Below are 21,002 nucleotides of genomic sequence, written 5' to 3'. Positions count from 1 at the left end.
TTACTTCCTCTTATTTAACGCCTGTTTCCCAAACCCAAGACAAAGCAGTCGATCGCCCTCAGCAACATTCGGGTCATTCTGCAAATAATCTCCCAACCATTCGCAACTCCGAGCAATAATATTATTCAATTCCAAATTCTCCACAGGCCACAAAATTACACTTCTATCCCTGCTAGCAAAAGCCAGAGTTTTGCTGTCCGAACTAAAAGTAACGCTCAACACCCGATCGCTCGATTCTAAAGTCTTAGATAGCAGCGCCTTCTTGCCGTCAAAATCCCACAGTTTAACAGTATTTCCCCCACTAGCGGCCGCAATTAACTTGCCGTCGGGACTAAAACTCACGCTTTCTACAGTATCGCTGTGGTCGAGTTTTTCAGTTAAATTTGCCACCTTTCCATCAAACCCCCACAAGTAAACTTTTTTGTCAGCGCAAGCAGCAGCAATAGTCTTCCCGTCGGGACTGAAGCTAACATTTTTAACGCTGTCCTGGTGGTCGAGAGTTTTCAGAATTTTCGCCGACGAACCGTTAAATTGCCAGAGGTAAACTCTCTTTTCTCCGGTAATTTCAAAAGCCTTTTTCTTCCCGGTTGGCTTGTCCTCAGCAGCGGTAGCAGTAGCAATAGTTTTGCCGTCTGGACTGAAGCTAACGCTAATTACTGGATTGCTGTGATCGAGTTTTGCAAACAAAGTTGCTTTAGAACCGTTCCAGCGCCAGAGGTACAATTTGCGATCGGCACTTGCGGCGGCAATTATCTTTCCGTCTGGACTAAAAGTCACGCTTCTGACAATGCCGCTGTGGCTGAGAGTATCTAACAGTTTCCCGTTTAAATTCCAGACTTTCACCGTTTTGTCGTCGCTAGCCGAAGCAACAGTTTTATCATCAGGCGAAATGCTCACCCAGGTAACAGAATCCTTGTGACCTTCTAAGGTTTTGAATAAACTACCGTCAGCGTGCCAAAGTCTCACTGTTTTGTCCCCGCTAGCAGAAGCAATTGTTTTGTCATCAGCACTAAAACTTACTTTGTAAACCCAGTCTTCATGTCCCGATAAAATCTTATTCAACGGAGTGCTGTTTGGTTGCCAAAGTTTCACTGTTTTGTCCTTACTTGCGGAAGCAATAGTGCCATCGCCGCTGAAAACTACGGCCCTCACGTCGTCTTGATGTCCTCGAAAAGTGTTGAGCAAAGTGCCGCTGCGACTCCAAACTTTCACCGTATCGTCTGCACTGCCGGTGACAATTTTTTCGCCGTCGCGACTGAAACTCGCGCTGACAACTTCATCGTTGTGTCCTTTGAGAGTTCTGATTTCCTCACCATTTCGGTTCCAAATTTTGGCTGTGGTGTCGGCACTTGCTGAGACGAGTTCTCGACTGTTGGGACTGAACTTAACGCTGTAAACAATTCCAGAATGATTGGTTAATGTTTTGGGATTAATTTTAAATTTCTGGGTTTTACTTTCTCGGTTCCAAAGTTTTACAGTTTTGTCAACACTTGCTGAGGCAATTGTTTGGCCGTCGGGGCTGAAACTGACGCCGAGCACCCAGTCTTTGTGTCCGGTTAAGGTTTGCAGCAATTTTTTGTTCGCAAGGTTCCAGATTTTGACGGTGTTGTCGTGACTTGCAGAAGCTAGGGTTTTGCCGTCGGGACTGAAACTGATGCTGGTGACGATATCGCGGTGGCCGGATAAAATGCCGATCGCATTTTTGTCGTTATCTACTTGCCAAATTCTAATTGTGCGATCGGCACAACCAGTAGCGATCGTTTTCCCATCGGGACTAAAACTAACACTCGTCACGCTATCCGGGTGATTGAAAGTTTTTAATAACTTACCTTCTTTGCTCCACAATTTCACAGTTTTGTCAGCACTTGCCGAAGCAACTGAATTGCCGTCGGGACTGACACTCACATCCAAAACAAACTTGCTGTGCTGCTCGAAACGGTTGCGTTCTTGCACACCGGAAACGGCTTGTCTGAGTCTTTCAGAAATTTGATTTTTAGTGTCCGCAGGCAGCGCTGTACTTTTCTGAGAACCACGACCAATTTTGATACTATTTCCTAACACTCCTAATTGATTTTTTTCATTAGAAAGCACCAAAGCTTCCGACGCCGAATTTAGGGCATCAGTCCGACTGGTTTCTGCTTCTTGCCGCGCGCTTTCTGCTAATTTTGCTTGCTCGAATGCCATCGCCGAAACACCTCCGAGTACAAGCACTCCTAGAACCGCCGCCCGCAATTGCCATTTCCGAGCGTGGTAAAGTTGAGCTTCCGCTTGGTACTGTTTGTCTCTAGCTTCCGACAGCAAAGCATCTTGCTCTCTGTCTTTGCGAATTTGTTCAATTTCATCTCGGTTAATTTGGTTTTGCTTTCGCAGTTCCTCAAATTCTGCCTTTTGATCTAATTCTTGCTGCTGGCGAATGAAGCTAACTAAATAATCGTGAACGAGCTGATAAAGCTCTGCCGGCAGTTCCGTCCACCGAAAAACTAAGCCAGAGTTTACTAACAGTTCTAAGACTAAATCTAATTTATCAGCTTCGGCAAACGTCGCTAAATTCGAGGCTAATTCGGCGCGAGTTTTTAGGGGACGGATATCCTCTTCATCTGTTAGCAAATACAAAACTCGGCGCGCCGCTACTTCATTTTCAGGACCGCAATCTTTGATGACTTCTTCGAGAAATCTTTCGACTAATTTTTGTTGCGGATTGTTGCCGAGTTCCTGATATTGAGTTAAAGTTCTAATGTTTTCTTGTTGCAGTTGAGCGCCGACAAGTTGTAGTTCGATCGGGCGGACTTCTTCCAATTCTCCAGCTAAATCTTTAACTAATTCTTCAATCAGTTCTGGTTCTAAGTAAAACTGTGCTCGTTCAGTTAAAGTGCGAATTACCGATCGCGCATCGCTCAGCGAAAAATTTCCCAAATAAAACAGAATGTTTTTGCTGAGAATGTCCTCCAAAATATCATTGTTAACGAATTCTGTCTGGTTTTTGGGTCGGGAAAATTCCAGCAAATAGTGCAGGTAATCTTCCCGCAAACACAGGACGACTTTTAAGTATTTGATTTTCAAGCATTCCCGCAAAAAATCAAAAAATATTTGTCTTGCCTCTGGCTCTTTCCACACAAAAAAGAATTCTTCAAATTGGTCAAATATCAGAACAGTCACTAAATGTTCGGAATTTCTTTGCAGATCCTTGATAATGTTTTCGTATTCGATCGCCTGTTGTTCTATTATTAATTCTACTGGCTGTGACTGCTCCCTTCGATCCTCATTATTCCCAATCGCTCCACCGTGAAATCCCGAAATAAGATTTCCATTGACTGGGCCTGCTTCTACTGGAAAATCTACCGGAGCAGTTTCTGGTAAGGCTTCGGAAATTTCCGGCTCGAATATTTCAGCTTTAAGAGCAGATAACTGTCTGGTCAATTCCCGCGGCCAGTTGTTGTAAACTTGCAGCACTACGGGCAAAACAGTCCGCATTTCTATTTTTTTTTGTTTGAGAGCCGGTACTAATCCTCCGGTGACTATTGAACTTTTACCAACTCCAGACTGACCGTAAATTACTGTCAGTTTGTCTGGGGTATTGTTCATCCTATATATCAAGCGATTCAGGTCTTGTTCTCTGCCGGAAGCAGTAATTTCGTCAGCAATAGTAGCAGCGCCGACAATAGTTTCGGCAACGGAATTAACCGCTTCTCTGTGCGGCTGCAACTTTCCGGCTCCAATAAAAGCTCGGAACCGATATGTATGTTCCACGGCTCGATAATCTTGCTTAATTTGAAATGCTTCGAGATATTCTCCCCGCTGAAAATAGAGCGATCGCAGCATTTCTAAAACCCGCAAATACAGTTGCGGGTTGTAGCAAGGTTCGGTTTCCAAGCGAGCAAGCTCTAAATGCGCGATCGCCTCCTCCATCTCACCCAACTGGCTCTGGGCCTCTGCTAAAATTAACAGATATAAGCCTTGATGCTGCGACTTTACAGGCGTTCCCTGTCCCGTCGCTTCTAAATTCGAGTTGAGAACGTTTAGAGCGACTAAAGCCCATTCTTTTGCCCCTTGCCAGTTCTTTTGCTCTAAGGCTACTCTAGCCAAAAAGCCGTAATCTTGAGCCAAATTAACTGCTGAATTTTCCATCTTTTGATGTAACCTCCGAGCTTTGATAGCTAAATTCCAGAGTGCATCCCAATCTTCTAAATGCTGTAATACTTCGCCGAGTTGATTGATGAATATACCAACTGCATCCGACCGTCCTGCGCGTTCTAAAACATCTATACATTCCTGAAAATAATTCTTAGCTTCCGTCCAGTAAGGACGGTTCCCGCTGCGGTGTATTTCTGCTTGGAAGCGGTAGCAAAGACCGATGTGGAATAGCATAATCCCCTCTAACACCGGGGCCGGATGAACGGTAAATAACAAATTGCTAAATTCTGTTTTTGCGCCAATAAATGGTACTTGATACTTCCAAAAATTGAGACTTTTTTGATACAATGCAAGAGCAGCCGGGATGCGGTGACAAGCATATTCGTGCCGACCGCGAATAAATTGCAAACTCGCTTCAATAGCGGGTTCTAACCTAATGTTGCAAGTTTGCAAGTCTTGGCTAGCGGACTCTAATTCACTCAAAGAGTTGGCTCCGAGAATGGCAGAATTACTTAAACGCCAATTGCCGCTTTCTAAAATGTGGGAAAAAATGCGATCGGCACTTTTGCCCAGGAAATCCACCAAGTCGTCTGGGCCGAGCACAAATTCAACAGTTGTCGTCCAAGTCTCGATATCTGTTACTAACCGAATCAGTTTTTTTAAAATTTTGTCTGTCACCCACAGCACCACCGGGAAGGGAAAATTATTCCGAAATTCTTCCCTAACGTAGTTCGTAGAAGTCAGGACTCGATCGATCGCGCTTACCGATTCCAATCCAAACACCATTAAAGCTGACGGCTGGCTGCCGGAAAGTTCGGTTTCTATCGTCGTGTAAAGAGTTTTAACTGATGCCGGGAGGACAATTTCTCGAATCTCGATACCAGACTCCTCGCGCAATTGCCGTACAGTTTCCTCTCTCATCCCACTGTAATTGCACCGCACCAAAATCAGCGAAAATTGCCCCTGAGACATTCTCAGAGTTCGGGAGAGAGTTTGCAGCGAACTTTTGTTTTGCTGTGCTGCGGTGTCTTGCTGGCAGTGCGAATTAATCATAATTAATATTTGAAAAATTTTCTCAGAATAGGTGCTGTCAACTGCTGAGGAAACAAAGTTCGGCAACGGATTATTTAACGGATGTAACGGATGGAAGTTCGGCAACGGATTATTTAACGGATGTAATATTATGTCCGGTCGATTACCCCTAATACGGTAGGGGCGGGTTCACGAAAAATATCTGCCAATAATTGACAATCTCAAAAACCCGCCCTTTTAATCGCGGTCACTCGATCGGACATGATATAACGGATGTAACGGATGGAAGGAATCGACGGCAGGATAAAGTGCAATTAAAAACGTCATAACTAACCGTTTTTGCGGTTGCTATCAGCTTATTTGTACCAGTTTTTGCCTTCAACAATTACAGGAAACAATCACAAGTTTAAATCTATTTAAACCCGTTTTGGTGATTACCAATCACACCGAACAATTACTTAGTTAAGTTGTTTATTTCTGCCTGCATACTTATTGTTGTAGCGGCTCAAATTAAAGCATACCCAAAAAATACATACTCTGTTATTCGCATATTCTCAGCAAAATCAACCGGATTTTACAGAAATCTTGATGGTGGCTCAAATTGTACCCAGCCCAAGAGTCGTAGTTTGCGGGGTTCCCAGCCATCGCCCAAATGGCGCAAATCCGATTCAGTTATTCGCATATCGCTGAAATACGGCATTCCTTGCTTGACTGACCCCTCGCCGCACTGAGATAAACTACCGGCGGCGGCTCATCAATTACAGCTTGAAGATTGTTTGTCATAAATTTACTAATCTCCATATCTAAAGTAGCTGCAAAATCAGGTTCATCCCAATCCTCGCTTTCTTCAATGCTGATTGTTATTGGTGCGCCAATATCAAAATCAAGCTCATCGCCCAAATCCGATACTTTCTTAATTGGCTCTATTTTCTGACTGGTATCAGCGGCAAAAGCTTGAGTTGTATTGGCCATTAGTACGATCGGCAGTGCTACTATGGCACTTATCGTTTGTCGCGCCGTGATTTTCCTCATGCTATCCTCCTGGTATAAACTAAACTTGGGTAGTGCTATAAATTCAACATCCGCCGCTACTTTCCTGCGCTGTCATTAATGAATAGTGGTTTCTTTTCTGAGAAAATATAACCTCATCTGTGACACTTCGCTAGAAGTGTGCTTTACGGAGGGTATCCGGTCAACTGTTTGCCTTTCTATTTACTACGTGAAAACTCTTAAACAGTCAGGTTTTCCCGTTAAGTAATTCCCCAGCCTTTGCGAGTGTTCATCTCAGACTCAAAGCAGTGAGAAGTACGCGCGGCGTAGCTATCCCGTAGGGAATCGCACACCACTCTTCGCACCCCGCGCTGCCACCAGCAAGCTGATGTGACATACCACAGCCACCGAAGATCTGTCAATATTTATATCTTAACATTTTTAATTTTTTGCATAATTCTCGTTACCAGGAAGAGCTCATTCCTGACAACTTAACGTCAAACCGATAGTCCGGCTCTTGTTGAAACCCCTGTCTCAAAGCTAAAGTCCTCCCTATGAGGACTGAAAAACTCATTAGTCCTCATAACGAGGACTTTAGCTATTAACCCCGTCGAATTCATTCCTTGGCGGACTAGAAGCTTAAGTTGTCACCAATGGGAAGAGCCTGGTAACGCAGAGCGGCGAAGCAGAGCCTCCAGCAAAGTCGAGAGGGCTTCTACTTAGTCAAGCCGTGTTCGAGAGCGAAGCGAACCAACTCAGTACGGCTGTTAGTACCCGTTTTGCTAAACAAACGGCTGACGTACTTTTCCACATTACGCACGCTAGTTTCCAAGCGGCGGGCAATTTCCTTATTCATCAAACCTTGAGCAACCAAATCCAAAACACTTTGTTCTCGCGGAGTCAAATCAATTTTAATTGGCGAAGGACTTTGGGCGATCGAACTCCGCCCGCTCAGCAAAGACTCAATTCTCGCCATTTGGCTTGTCAAAGCAGCAATATCGGGACTTTCAGCACTTTCGCCCGTCTCCTTAGCAGCCGCGCGGCGGGCCAGCAAATTCGTTACAATTGCTACTAACTCGTCGGGATCGAAGGGCTTAGAAAGATAAGCATCGCAGCCTGCTTGATAGCCCTGAATGCGATCGCTCGTCATTCCCTTAGCAGTTAAAAATACCACCGGCAAAGCCTTATAGCGAGGATCTTCCCGCACTTGCTTGAGAAACTGATAACCGTCCACCTGCGGCATCATAATGTCTGAAATCACCAAATCCGGATTGTGCTGCTGCAAGAGTTCCCACCCATCCCGAGCATTACTGGCAACCTCAACCGCAAAATCGCTATCTTCCAAATAAGCTTGTACCGCTTCCCGCAAGCCCGGTTCATCGTCTACCAATAATAATCGTGCTGACATATCTCTTACCCTTACGCTTTACCAGTATCTTTTAATTTAGCCGCATTTAACTCTTATTGTCACTCCATCTCTCGAAGGAGCTCAAAAAATTGTTGTTAAACTCTAGAGTTTTGAGTTGTGTTTTGATCTAACGATTAAAAACTTATTAAATCTTTAATTCAAAACTCAAAACTCAAAACTCAAAATTATTGTTGAACCCTTCCACTTAAACTTTTGAACGATCGGTCAAAATTTCATAGCCTGTTTCCGTCACCAACACAGTATGCTCAAACTGAGCCGACATAGCATTGTCAACCGTTACAACAGTCCACTTGTCAGAAAGCGTCCGAGTGTACTTAGAACCCGCATTCAGAATCGGTTCGATCGCCAATGTCATCCCCGCTCGCAATTTCACGTTCGGCATTTCGCGGGTGCGGAAATTGAAAACCGACGGTTCCTCGTGCAAATTTCGCCCGACACCGTGGCCGGTAAAATCCTCAACGATGCAAAAACCGTTGCTTTTGACATGATCTTCGATCGCACCAGCCAGATCGAGCAAATACGCTCCAGCTTTCACTTGTTCGATGCCTTTGTAGAGAGCTTCTTCTGCGACTCGGATTAATTTTGCAGATTCTGGAGTCACTTCCACAACTGCGATCGTGATGCAAGAATCGCCGTGAAAACCTTGATAATATGCCCCAGTATCTACCTTGAGAACATCTCCTGCCCTAATTACCTTTTTGGCACTGGGAATGCCGTGAACAACTTCGTTATTAATGCTAGAGCAAATCGATCCGGGAAAACCTTGATAGCCTTTAAAACTCGGAGTTGCACCCATAGAACGGATGCGTTTTTCCGCATAAGCATCTAAATCAGCAGTAGTCATTCCCGGTTTCACCATTTGGGAAATTTCTTTGAGTACCGTTGCCACGATTTTCGCGGCCTGCCGCATAATTTCGATTTCGCGTTCCGACTTAATTTCAATGCCTCGACGCTGTTTTTTGACTTGGGGTGCTTGAGTTGGCCCAGAAAGCAGACTGCTAAAAATATTCATGTATTGATTGGCGGGTAATTTTGTACTTTGACGGCAGGTTGAAGCAAAAAAACGGCAAATATCCGGCTTTTTGGGGAAAAACGGGTGCCTTGTTCCGAACTGTCGATCGCTTATCCTTTAAACTAGCTTAATATTATTATCAGTAATCGGCACGGGATTGGGGGGTCAGAAAAGCGGTTTCAACCGCCGAGTCCGTCGGCTCGGGATTTTCGAGTATTCCTGCGAGGTTAGCAATTCCGGCAATTAACTCAGTTACCTCAACTGGTTTAGATAAGTGCATCTGGAAACCAGCTTGCAGCGCTTGCTGGCGCTCGGACTCTCTGGCGTAGGCCGTCAGGGCGATCGCAGGCATCTTTCTACCCCTGAGCACTTCCATTTCTCTCACCCGCGCGATCAACTCGTAGCCGTCCGATCCGGGCATTCCAATGTCGCTCAGCAGCACATCCGGCCAAGAACTCTCCAGTGCAGCTAGAGCCTCGGCCACCGATGCGGCCGATCGCACCATAGCTCCTTCCTCCTCCAGTAAAGCAATCAAAAACTCCCGCGTGTCATCGTCATCATCCACCACCAGCAACTGCAAATTAACCAGAGCTGGGGGAGCCTCTGCCGGCTCATTGAGCTGCGACCAACCATCCTCTGCACCTCGGGCCTTCCTCTGTGCAAGAGGTAGAACCACCGTAAATTTCGCACCCTCGCCCGGATTATTTTCTGCATCCACCTTACCGCCGTGCTGTTCCACCAAGTGACGGACGATCGCCAATCCCAGTCCCAATCCCCCGTAAGACCTAGTTGTGCTGCTATCAGCTTGGCGGAAGCGATCGAAAACATAAGGCAAAAAATCAGGATCGATACCAATGCCGCTATCAATTATCTGAATTTGAGCCTCATCCCCAACTGACTCCAACCGCACCTCTACTTTACCGTCTTGGGGAGTAAACTTAAGCGAATTTGACAGCAAATTCCACACAATTTGCTGCAAGCGATCGAAATCGCCGATAACTTCACCTACATTTGGACTGTACGTTAATTCTAGGAGTATTGATTTTTCTTCAGCCAGCGGCCGCAAAGAATCAATTGCCAGCTCGATCACAGATTCCAACCGAATCGGATGCTTATTTAAATTTAGTTTCCCTCGCAGAATCCGCGAAACATCTAAAATATCTTCTATAAGTTGAGCTTGAGATTTAGCATTGCGCTCAATTGTTTCTAGAGCTTTATCAATAGTTTCGCCGTCAAATTTTTTCGCGCGAAGCAGCCTAGACCAGCCGAGAATTGCATTTAAAGGAGTGCGGAGTTCGTGAGAAAGAATGGCGAGAAATTCATCCTTCATCTGGTTAGCTCTCTCAGCTTCCTGCCGCGCCACTTGTTCGCGGATTAGTCTGCCGCGTTCTTCCTCTGCTTGCTTGCGGTGAGTGACATCTCTCACCGTGCCCACGTGACCGATCAGTTTTCCCAAATCCGAAAACATTGGCGACGACTGCACGTGAATCCAACGCACTGTTTCGCTAACAGCTAATCGAAACTCGTTAGAATATTCCTGCCCTTCTTCTATCCATGCTGACAAATTTGCTACTACGCGATCGCGATCGTCTGGATGAACAGATCGCTGCCAAACCTCTGCCAAACTTGAGTCCAAAATTAAACCGGAAATCGCTTGACAGCGGGGATTCATGTAAGTACAGCGGCCTTCAACGTCAGCTAAGTAAATTCCCAGCGGCGAACAAGCACACAAAGTGCGAAACCGCTCTTCACTTTTAGTTAGTTCACTATTAACAGCAGCTAACTGTGTTGCTTGCTGCTTCACTTCGACTGTTTTTTGGAACAATTCCACAAATACCTGCACCTTAGATGTCAATATTTCCGGTTCCAAGGGTTTGAAGAGGTAATCCACCGCACCCAAAGAATAACCTTTAAACACGTGGGTGTCATTACTGCTGAATGCTGTGATAAAAATAATCGGAGTCGATCGCGATCGATCTCTAGAGCGGATCAATGTTGCTGTCTCAAATCCATCCATTCCCGGCATCTGCACATCAAGCAAAATTACCGCAAAATCTTCATTAAGCAGACATCTCAGAGCTTCTGCGCCCGAATTAGCTTGTACTAGATTATAAGAGGGGCTGTTGAGGATAGCTTCTAGAGCCACCAAATTTTCTGGGCGATCGTCAACTAAAAGGACATTTACTCGATCGGAGAGCTGCACATTCATAAATTTTTTAATCTTTAATTCTTAGCAACTTGACTAAACAGGGAGCAATTTTAGAGAGGGGTAAAATCCAGTCTACTTCAACATTTGCGATCGCGGAGGCCGGCATGGTCCGGCATAGAGCCGAGGCCGGTTCCTCCACAAATGTCAATCCTCCCTCAGCTTTAATTTTTGCCAGCCCTTCACTGCCATCAGAATTAGCTCCCGTTAAAATTATCCCGATAACTTTCTCCCCAAAGGCATCCGCAGCAGACTCAAACAGCACATCGATTGAGGGCCGCGCATAACACACAGGGCCCTCAGTTGATAGTGCAAATGTAGCAGTTCCGCGACAGATGATTGGTGATTTTGAATTGTGCATTGGCTCCAATGCAACCCTCCCCCAACTTGTAAAGTCGTTTTCAGACACGCTCTGCTCCCACTCGCGGGGCGATTCTATGAGCAAGTGATAGTCAGCAGGAGCCAAATAAACCCGTCCTGGGGCGATCGGCTCTTTGTCTTCTGCCTCTGTAATTTGGAGAGAACTTTGCTTTTGTAAAAAATCACTAAGCCTATCCTGAGAACTCTTATGGCGGTGTTGGACAATAACTACAGGCAAAGGAAAGCTTTGCGGCAAATTTGCCAGCAGCACAGTCAGAGCCTGTAGCCCTCCCAAAGAGGTGCCAACAACCACTATTTCAAACTTGTTTTTATTTAATTCTGCGGTAGAGTTTATCACTACGTTCAATTGCTTCATAGTGTTTTTCATAAACTGTAAAATTTAGAGACTCCTGATGTCCGAGCCCTAAAACTCCAAACATCGCCAGGCTGTCATAAAAAAGCTTGTGTACCCGATCTTGGAGGGATGAATTGAAATAAATCAGCACATTCCGGCACAAGATTACATTAAATTCATTAAAAGAAGTATCCGTTGCCAAGTTGTGGTGAGCAAAGACAATGTTATCTTTCAGAGAAGAGCGAAAAATTGCATTTTCATAAGCAGCAGTGTAATACTCAGAAAACGCTTTATTACCCCCTGCTTGGTGGTAGAGTTGCGTATATTCTTGCATTTGTCTCAGGGGAAAGATACCTGTTTTTGCTGTTTTCAACACTAATTCATTCATATCAGTAGCGTAAATCCTACAGCGGTCATAAAGTCCTTCTTCTTGCAGCAAGATTGCCATAGAATAGACTTCTTCTCCCGTTGAACATCCAGCGTGCCAAATCCGAATAAAAGGATAAGTACGCAGCAGTGGCACCACTTTATTTCTGAAACTAATGTAAAAGCTGGGATCGCGAAACATCGCCGTTACATTAACAGAAATGTCCACCAGGAAACGGTCTAGGTAGCCCGGATGGTGGAGTACCTTTTCCTGAAGTGCCGAGACACTGGTAAGGTGTTCCGAGCGAATAGTTTTCCAAATGCGGCGCTTGAGAGAGGCCAGAGCATAATTGCGAAAATCAAATCCGTAATAGCGAAACATTCCCTCTAGTAGGAGTTGAATTTCGATTGTTTCAAGTTCATGACTTGGGGGCATTTTTAATTAGTTATTGGGAATTGGGACTTGGTTATTGGGACTTGGGAACTTGTACGCGAGCGTAGCCGAATTATTGGGACTTGGGAATTGGTTGTTTCATAATTGCTCTTTTTTCCTTCTTCCTTCTTCCTTCTTCCTTCTTCCTTCTTCCTTCTTTCCATTATCGATAAAGCCACACACGCAGCAGCGAGAGCAACTGTTCGGTATCAACAGGTTTGGTAATGTAGTCAGAAGCACCAGCTTCGATACATTTTTCCCGATCGCCCTTCATAGCTTTGGCAGTAAGAGCAATCATGGGCAGGGAAGCAAATTGAGGCATATTACGAATTGCTTGCATTGTTTCGTAACCGTCCATCTCTGGCATCATCACGTCCATCAACACAATATTTATACCAGGCGTATTTTGCAATGTATCAATGCCCTGTCTGCCGTTTTCAGCAAACACAATTTCCATTTGATGGCGCTCCAGCATACTCGTCAGCGCGAAAATATTCCGCATATCGTCGTCAACAATCAAGACTTTTTTGCCCGCGAGCGTCGAATCAGTTTGATACAATTGCTCGAGCATTTGGCGTTTCGGTTCCGGCAAATCTGCTTGAACTCGGTGCAGGAACAAAGCAGTTTCATCTAACAAACGTTCCGGCGATCGCACATCTTTAACAATTATTGTTTCAGCCATGCGCTTAAGTTGAGTCTCTTCGGCTCTCGTCAACTCTTTACCTGTATAAACAATAATCGGCAGACTTTTTAAAGTTGCATCTTTCTTGATCTGCTCGATCAGTTCAAAACCAGTCATATCTGGCAGTCCCAAATCAAGTACAATGCAGTCAAAATGCCCTGATAGCAAAGTTTCTAGCGCCTCTGCACCGCTCCCCACAGCCGTCGTTACAACATCGTGATTGCCGATTAAATCCACAATGCTGAGACGTTGTGTTTCGTCGTCTTCTACGACTAGCAGATTCTTGACTCGCCGATCGACAAAACCCTTAATATCAGTCAAAGCTTTGCTTAGAGCTTCGCTGCTAACAGGTTTTTGCAAATAGGCGATCGCCCCTAACTGCAAACTGCGCTGCCGCCCTTCTTCAACTGATACAATGTGAACCGGAATGTGGCGCGTATTCGGATCGTGCTTTAAGCGATCCAGCACTGTCCAGCCATCCATCACAGGCAAATTAAGATCCAGCATAATCGCAGTTGGCTTGAACTCTCGCGCCATCGCCAAACCGATATCGCTCCGCAAAGCCACTAAACCTTTAAAACCCTGATCCCGCGCCATATCCAAAAGAATGCGAGCGAAGTTCACGTCATCTTCAATAATCAACAGCACGCGATCGCCCAGCTCGACAGTTTCCCGGTCATCAGCGATCATAGGTGATGGATAAGGGGCGATCGGCAAGTGGAAATTCGGCGCAGGAACTGCTGAAGAAATAGCAGCCGGCAATTGAGCCGTTTGCTTGCCCGTTCCCGATTCCCCCTCATTGATTATTCGCGATTCTTGGTAAGTTTGCGGCAGATAAAGCGTGAACCTGCTACCCTCACCCGGGCGGCTTGTCAATTTAATTTCTCCGCCTAATAGATTAGCGATTTCTCTACTAATTGACAAACCCAAACCCGTACCCCCGTATTTGCGGCTAGTGCTACCATCAGCTTGTTGGAAAGCCTCAAAAATAACCCTGTGTTTTTCAGCAGAAATCCCAATTCCCGTATCGCTAACTGAGAAAGCCAAAACAGTAGGGGAACTCCTTAAACTTTCTATCTCTAAACTCCACCCTTCCCGCGCTACTTCGACACGCAATTTCACCTCACCCCGCTCTGTAAACTTAAACGCATTAGAGAGCAGATTCTTTAAAACTTGTTGCAGCCGTTTAGCATCAGTATAGAGACCTTTTGGCAACCCACCCTCAAGCTCTATTTGAAAACTCAACTTCTTATCCTGGGCGATTTGGCGGAAAGTTCGATCCAAATGATCTCGCAAGTCCGCAAACAACACTTGCTCAATTTCCACCGACATCGTGCCTGATTCAATCTTAGCGAGATCCAAGATGTCATTAATCAGCCCTAACAAATCTGTTCCCGCCGAGTAAATTGTGCGCGTGTATTCAACTTGCTTCAGAGTCAAATTCCCTTCAGTATTGTCAGAAAGCAATCGAGCGAGAATCAACAGCGAATTCAGCGGAGTTCGCAACTCGTGAGACATATTTGCCAGAAACTCCGACTTATACTTAGAAGTTAAAGCCAACTGTTCGGCTCTTTCTTCCAATAACCCTCTCGCCTGTTCGATATCTCGGTTTTTCCGCTCAACTTCCTTATTTTGTAGCGCTAGCAATTCAGCTTGTTCTTCTAGTTCTTCATTCGTTTGTTGCAACTCTTCCTGCTGCTTCTTCAGCAGTTCCTCATTCGTCTGCTGCAACTGCGCTTGCTGTTCTAGGCGCTTGTTAGTTTCCGTTAGTTCTTTTTGCTGAGCTTGCAACTCTTCTGCCAAAGATTGCGACTGTTTCAGCAACTCTTCCGTCCGCATACTCGCCGCAATTGTATTTAAAACAATGGCGATACTTTCCGTGAGTTGGTCGAGGAATGTTAAGTGAATTTCGCTGAAGCGGCGGAACGAAGCTAGCTCAATTACCGCTGTCACCTGCCCTTCAAACAGTACAGGTAAAACCACGACATTCAGAGGCGTAGATTCTCCCAGACCCGAGCTAATTTTAACGTAGTTGTCCGGCACTTCTGTCAACAGTATTCGTTCCTTTTCCAGGGCGCACTGTCCGACCAAACCTTCGCCTAAATGGAATTTGTTTCCTAAGCTTTTACGTTCCCGGTAGGCGTAGGTACTTAACAGTTTGAGGAAGGGGTCGTGTTCTACAGTTTCCATCATAAAGAAGACGCCATGCTGAGCAGAAACCAGTGGCGTTAGTTCCGATAAAATTAATTTAGAAACCGTCTCTAAATCTCGCTGACCTTGCAGCATTCGAGTGAACTTAGCGAGGTTGGTTTTGAGCCAATCTTGCTCGGTATTCTTCTGCGTTGTCTCCCGGAGATTGGCAATCATCTGGTTGATGTTGTCCTTGACGATCGCAACTTCTCCTTCAGCAGCGACGGAAATTGACCTCGTTAAATCGCCTTTAGTAACACCAATTGCCACTTCGGCGATCGCGCGCACCTGAGTAGTCAAATTCGCCGCCAATTCATTCACATTATCCGTCAAATCTCGCCACGTTCCCGCCGCCCCGGGAACCTTCGCCTGACCGCCTAACTTCCCTTCAATTCCCACCTCCCGCGCCACCGTACTAACTTGATCCGCAAAGGTCGCCAGCGTGTCGATCATCTCGTTAATCGTATCTGCCAGAGTCGCAATTTCTCCCTTAGCTTCCAGCATTAATTTCCGCTTCAAATCGCCATTCGCCACCGCCGTCACAACTTTAGCAATACCCCGCACTTGCGCTGTCAAATTTCCCGCCATCGAGTTTACATTGTCGGTTAAATCTTTCCAAGTTCCCGCAACTCCTTTCACCTCAGCTTGACCGCCCAATTTACCCTCAGTTCCCACCTCCCGCGCCACCCGCGTTACCTCAGAAGCAAAGGAATTAAGCTGATCCACCATCACGTTAATAGTGTCTTTCAGTTCGAGAATTTCGCCTTTGACATCAACGGTAATTTTCTTCGATAAATCACCATTTGCTACCGCTTTCGTCACTTCCGCAATATTCCGCACCTGCGCCGTCAAATTCCCCGCCATCAAGTTAACATTATCGGTTAAATCTTTCCAAGTTCCCCCTACACCCCGCACGTAAGCTTGCACGCCTAATTTACCTTCTGTTCCCACTTCCCTAGCAACTCTGGTTACTTCAGATGCGAAGGAACTCAACTGATCCACCATGATGTTAATCGTGTTTTTCAGTTCGAGAATTTCGCCTTTCACATCTACTGTAATTTTCTTTGATAAATCGCCATTTGCCACAGCGGTTGTCACTTCCGCAATGTTCCGCACTTGGGCGGTAAGATTACCCGCCATCGAGTTAACTGAATCCGTTAAATCTTTCCAGGTTCCGGCAACTCCTTTAACTTCAGCTTGCACGCCTAACTTCCCTTCCGTTCCCACTTCCCTAGCAACCCTAGTTACTTCAGACGCGAAGGAATTTAACTGATCCACCATCGTGTTGACAGTGTTTTTTAACTCCAGAATTTCACCTTTAACATCGACCGTAATTTTCTTGGATAAATCGCCATTTGCCACAGCCGTCGTAACAGCAGCAATATTCCTTACTTGCTCCGTCAAACTACCCGCCATAAAATTAACTGAATCCGTTAAATCCTTCCAAGTTCCTGCTACGCCTCGGACATCCGCTTGACCGCCGAGTTTACCTTCGGAACCCACTTCCCTCGCCACCCGCGTGACTTCCGAAGCGAAGGAATTAAGCTGATCCACCATCACGTTAATAGTGTTTTTCAGTTCTAAAATTTCGCCTTTAACCTGTACCGTAATTTTTTTAGATAAGTCACCGTTAGCCACAGCCGTCGTCACATCAGCAATGTTGCGGACTTGTGCTGTTAAATTCCCGGCCATTGAGTTAACTGAATCCGTTAAATCTTTCCAGGTTCCTGCTACTTCCTGCACTTCAGCTTGTACGCCTAATTTCCCTTCGGTACCCACTTCCCTCGCAACCCTGGTTACTTCAGATGCGAAGGAATTTAACTGGTCAACCATCGTGTTGACGGTGTTTTTTAGTTCGAGAATTTCCCCTTTAACATCGACGGTAATTTTCTTAGATAAATCGCCCTTTGCCACAGCGGTTGTCACTTCAGCGATGTTCCGCACTTGTGCTGTCAAACTGCCTGCCATGAAGTTAACGCTATCCGTTAAATCCTTCCAAGTTCCCGCAACTCCTTTAACTTCTGCTTGACCGCCGAGTTTACCTTCGGAACCTACTTCTCTCGCCACCCGCGTTACTTCAGATGCGAAGGAATTTAACTGATCCACCATGATGTTAATCGTGTTTTTCAGTTCGAGAATTTCACCTTTAACATCTACTGTAATTTTTTTAGATAAGTCACCATTTGCCACAGCCGTCGTCACGTCGGCAATGTTCCGTACTTGTGCGGTAAGATTGCCGGCCATTGAGTTAACTGAATCCGTTAAATCTTTCCAGGTTCCTGCAACTCCCCGCACTTCAGCTTGCACCCCTAATTTGCCTTCCGTTCCTACTTCTCTCGCCACCCGCGTTACTTCAGATGCGAAGGAACTCAACTGATCCACCATGATGTTAATCGTGTTTTTCAGTTCGAGAATTTCCCCTTTAACATCTACTGTAATTTTTTTAGATAAATCGCCATTTGCCACAGCGGTTGTCACGTCAGCAATGTTCCGCACTTGTGCTGTTAAATTCCCCGCCATCGAGTTAACTGAATCCGTTAAATCTTTCCAGGTTCCTGCAACTCCCCGCACTTCAGCTTGCACGCCTAATTTCCCTTCGGTTCCTACTTCCCTAGCCACCCGCGTTACTTCCGACGCAAAGGAGCTCAATTGGTCTACCATTGTGTTGACAATTTGGGCTGTTTGGAGGAATTCTCCTTTGAGGGGTCTGTCTTCTATTTCTAAGGCGATGGTTTGCGATAAATCTCCTTTTGCTACGGCCCGAATTACTCTGGCGGTTTCAGAGGTTGGTTGCACTAAATCTGTAATTAGGGTATTGACAGAATTTACGCTAGCTGACCATGACCCCTCAGCGCTGCCGATGGTGGCCCGCTGGGCGATTTTGCCTTCTTTACCGACAACTGTGCCGATGCGATCGAGTTCGGCCGCCATTCTCTCATTGAGCTCGATAATGTCGTTAAGTTCGTCAGCAATTTTTCCCGCTAGGCCGGTCTGGTCTATGGGCATCCGAACTGAAAAGTCTCCTTTTTTGACAGCTACTAAGGTTCTGAGTAACTGTTTGGCATAACCATTATTTGAATTGGGCTTTGTTATCTGTGCAGTTGACATGACCGTTACCTTTTTTGGCGAATTGGAAGGGGTTTGGCGCTGCTTCAGCGTTGATGGTGCAAGATATCTGGTTGGCGCGGGGCGCGGGTTCAGGCAGCACCAACCCTAGCTCTAATGAGTTTTTGGGGATGGTATTGCTATTATCGGACTAAAGTAGTAGCTGATTGCTTCCGTCAAAAGATGGATGAAAATTGTTGTCAATTATGGTATTACGTTTTACATTACACAGGGAGCGAAAATAAAGTCAAGGGCTAGAGGATGCTTGCCGCACAAGAGCTTTTATGTACGATCGCACATCAAAGCTTCCCGTTCCCCCGGATTACAAAAAGTCGGCTATTCAATTACCCTCTTGAGGTTTCAAATTGGGCTCTGGAATAATTGGAGACACCACAGGTAAGTCAACAAAGTTTGTTGAACCATTGGGAAAGTCGGAAGCCCGGAGTGCGCCTGTTGCTTCCGACATCCCGCAGCAGTTTATAGGTTAAGGTGCGCGACACAAGAACACCCTACAGATTACCAACTGCTATTATTTCCAATTTTGCCACGAACTATTGAAAATAGAAGTACCCGGAAAGGCGATCGGATTCTTATTTTGCTGCAACCGCAACTGCAACACTTCTAAGTTTGGCTCGCGAGATGGCAATTCGTCCACTAATTCATAAGGTATAATCCCCTTTTCTAGGGAAAAAGCAGCCGTAACTCCCGCCGCAGCACCGGCCGACCATTCAAAAGAATGCACTCGATAAGCAGCAGCCGCCGTGTGGCTAACAGCAATACTTTTACCCGCCACTAACATATTGTCAATTTTCTGGGGAATCATTGCCCGCAGCGGAATTTGGAAGGGATAAGCTTGGCCTTGAGCTTTGCGAGTACCTTCCCGTTCGGTATTTCCCGGTGCTTCCGGCGGGCTGTTGGTCATGCAGGGGTGAAAGTCGATCGCATAGTGACCTATACCCACAGAATCAGGATAAATCGTAGCGCGCGATCGCGATTTTGTATCCTCTACCGATTGACTTCCCACAGCCAAAGCGGGCGCATTCAAACCACCCACAACCAACCACAAATTGCGATACTCTTCCTCCGACAAATTCTGGCGGTAAAAATCAGTCTTAAAGTCAGTGCGAGACATATCAACTTCCCACACTGTAAAACCTTGAGGCTGATTGAAACTCGGTCGCCCAATAATGCGCCTGCCCTCCCGCATATAAGGATATTTAGAAAGTCCGTGCACCGTCCCCATCGGCGAATCCAAACCGCTCAAAAAACGATTGTTTGGATTAGGCTTTTTGACTCCCTCTCCTAGCTGCGAGTCAGTAGTTCCTGTTACCAGCCAGTAGAAAAATCCTTGGGCATTTTCCTCCCCTTTGCGTAAAGTTTCCGTTCGCAAGCCGCCCATCCATCCCCCTGATTGCAGTTGACCGGACTCTTGCAACTGCTCGCGAGAATAAATTAAATTATCCAGGGCAGAACCGGGACGATAGTCATTGCCCCAAGTCCAGTTTTGCATCGAAATATCCCCGGGATAAATTGGGAATTGCTTCGGGTCTGAAGGTCGCTTTCGATCGGGTCTCATGCTCCTGATTTGGCGGTAGGTAAAAACTAAGGGAAAGCTCGCCAATCTCGGCAATTCGTAACTGTAGTAAGGAGCGTATTGTTGATAAAAAGACGGCGCTTGATGCGGCTGCGGTTCCTTCGTTGCCTGCATTGCAAAGGTGTAGGTAAAACCTTGAGTGCAGTAAGCGTCGCCGGTTGGGCTGGGGGAGGAAGGTTCGAGAGGTGAACGCGGGTCAATTCCGAGGCGGTAGGGAACATCCGCAAGTCCGATCAATTCGCCTGTTTCGGTGGCATCTACAACGTACCAATCAGCAGGTCTAGGTTTTGAACTTGACTGGTTAGATGGTTTGGGAATAAACTCAATAATAGTTTTGTTAAAGCGCGGAGAATTTTCGTAGCGATAGGCATCTTCGATAGTCTGAGAAAGAGTTTCGGTGTTGATTGGCGGGGTGTTGGCGGCCGGTTTGTGTTGAATGGCGATCGCACTTTTAATTTGTTGACCCCCAACCGTATTCCCCGCCACAGCAGGAGTAATTGCTAGTTCTTTAATAACCGTATTGGGAAACCATTTCAGCGTGCCTTTGCCTTTTTTAGCGGCATCCTGCAAGATGTTAAATAGAATTTTGTGACCGTCGTAGGGCATGAAACACGAATAGCTAACCCAACAGCCTCCGGGATTTAGCCGGCCGTAATGTTCCCCGATCCGCCGCCGCAATTCTAGGTAGCCGCGGGGGTAATATAAGAGCGATCGCTGAGTCTCTCTTTCATCGAGTGCGGAAGTTCCCTGGGAGGAAATTTGACCGCCTACCCAATCAGTAATTTCAGTCAGGCAAACTGTGCGCCCCGCCAGCAAACCTTCGTAAGCCGTAGCAGCACCTGCGAGCCCGCCGCCTGCTACTAGAATATCGCAAGTTTCTGCACTGTCCCGATTGCGGGGAGGTGCGGCAAATACTGGCGAAATGCTCCCAATCGCGGAAATGATGCCGAGGGTGAGGCTAACGATCGATCGACCTTTGAGCAAAAATAGATACCGTCGAAGTTTCATCGGAGATTGTGGAATTAATTTTGACATCAGCGAAAAACACTCATCGCATCCAAATGTTTATTTTGCAGTATACTGGTATTTCGTGGTGCAGTCAGGGCCAACTTTTTTT

11 protein-coding genes are annotated in these 21,002 nt (G+C 46.0%); all 11 read right to left on the bottom strand.

Going from position 1 to position 21,002, the window contains the following annotated elements:
* The 11 genes from QUA20_RS04270 to QUA20_RS04220 all read right to left on the bottom strand — a co-directional run bounded on the left by QUA20_RS04270 (position 1) and on the right by QUA20_RS04220 (position 20,893).
* Positions 1-5,184, bottom strand: a complete 5,184-nt coding sequence (locus tag QUA20_RS04270) for an nSTAND1 domain-containing NTPase (RefSeq protein ID WP_333185693.1) — start codon at positions 5,182-5,184, stop codon at positions 1-3.
* Positions 5,185-5,835: 651 nt separating this feature from the next.
* A complete protein-coding gene (locus tag QUA20_RS04265) occupies positions 5,836-6,195 on the bottom strand; it encodes a hypothetical protein (RefSeq protein ID WP_172188516.1) in 360 nt (119 codons plus the stop codon).
* Between the two features lie 218 nt (positions 6,196-6,413).
* Positions 6,414-6,575 carry a hypothetical protein gene (locus QUA20_RS04260; RefSeq protein ID WP_333185688.1) on the bottom strand — a complete coding sequence of 54 codons (162 nt, stop codon included), beginning with the start codon at positions 6,573-6,575 and terminating at the stop codon, positions 6,414-6,416.
* 293 nt (positions 6,576-6,868) lie between these two features.
* Positions 6,869-7,561 carry a response regulator transcription factor gene (locus QUA20_RS04255; protein ID WP_172190442.1) on the bottom strand — a complete coding sequence of 231 codons (693 nt, stop codon included), beginning with the start codon at positions 7,559-7,561 and terminating at the stop codon, positions 6,869-6,871.
* A 205-nt stretch (positions 7,562-7,766) separates the two neighbouring features.
* Positions 7,767-8,594, bottom strand: coding sequence for a type I methionyl aminopeptidase (gene map / locus QUA20_RS04250; RefSeq protein ID WP_333185685.1), 828 nt, complete (start codon positions 8,592-8,594; stop codon positions 7,767-7,769).
* 139 nt (positions 8,595-8,733) lie between these two features.
* Entirely contained in the window at positions 8,734-10,803 is a 2,070-nt protein-coding gene (locus QUA20_RS04245; RefSeq protein WP_333185682.1) for a response regulator, read from the bottom strand.
* Positions 10,804-10,810: 7 nt separating this feature from the next.
* Positions 10,811-11,518, bottom strand: a complete 708-nt coding sequence (locus QUA20_RS04240) for a chemotaxis protein CheB (protein WP_333185680.1) — start codon at positions 11,516-11,518, stop codon at positions 10,811-10,813.
* Positions 11,490-12,317 (bottom strand): protein-glutamate O-methyltransferase CheR, encoded by an 828-nt coding sequence (locus QUA20_RS04235; RefSeq protein WP_333185678.1) that lies wholly within the window; start codon positions 12,315-12,317, stop codon positions 11,490-11,492. The genes QUA20_RS04240 and QUA20_RS04235 overlap by 29 nt, the downstream gene beginning before the upstream one ends.
* A gap of 2 nt (positions 12,318-12,319) precedes the next feature.
* On the bottom strand, positions 12,320-12,493 hold the full coding sequence (locus QUA20_RS04230; protein ID WP_333185676.1) for a hypothetical protein: 174 nt from the start codon (positions 12,491-12,493) through the stop codon (positions 12,320-12,322).
* Complete coding sequence (locus tag QUA20_RS04225) at positions 12,478-18,294, bottom strand: HAMP domain-containing protein (RefSeq protein WP_333185674.1); 5,817 nt, start codon at positions 18,292-18,294, stop codon at positions 12,478-12,480. The genes QUA20_RS04230 and QUA20_RS04225 overlap by 16 nt, the downstream gene beginning before the upstream one ends.
* 526 nt (positions 18,295-18,820) lie before the next feature.
* Positions 18,821-20,893, bottom strand: coding sequence for an FAD-dependent oxidoreductase (locus QUA20_RS04220; protein WP_333185673.1), 2,073 nt, complete (start codon positions 20,891-20,893; stop codon positions 18,821-18,823).
* Between the last annotated feature and the right edge of the window lie 109 nt (positions 20,894-21,002).

It is taken from the genome of Microcoleus sp. Pol7_A1 (genome assembly GCF_036701085.1).
GTDB lineage: Bacteria > Cyanobacteriota > Cyanobacteriia > Cyanobacteriales > Microcoleaceae > Microcoleus > Microcoleus asticus.
This window is presented reverse-complemented; position numbering and strand designations above follow the sequence as displayed.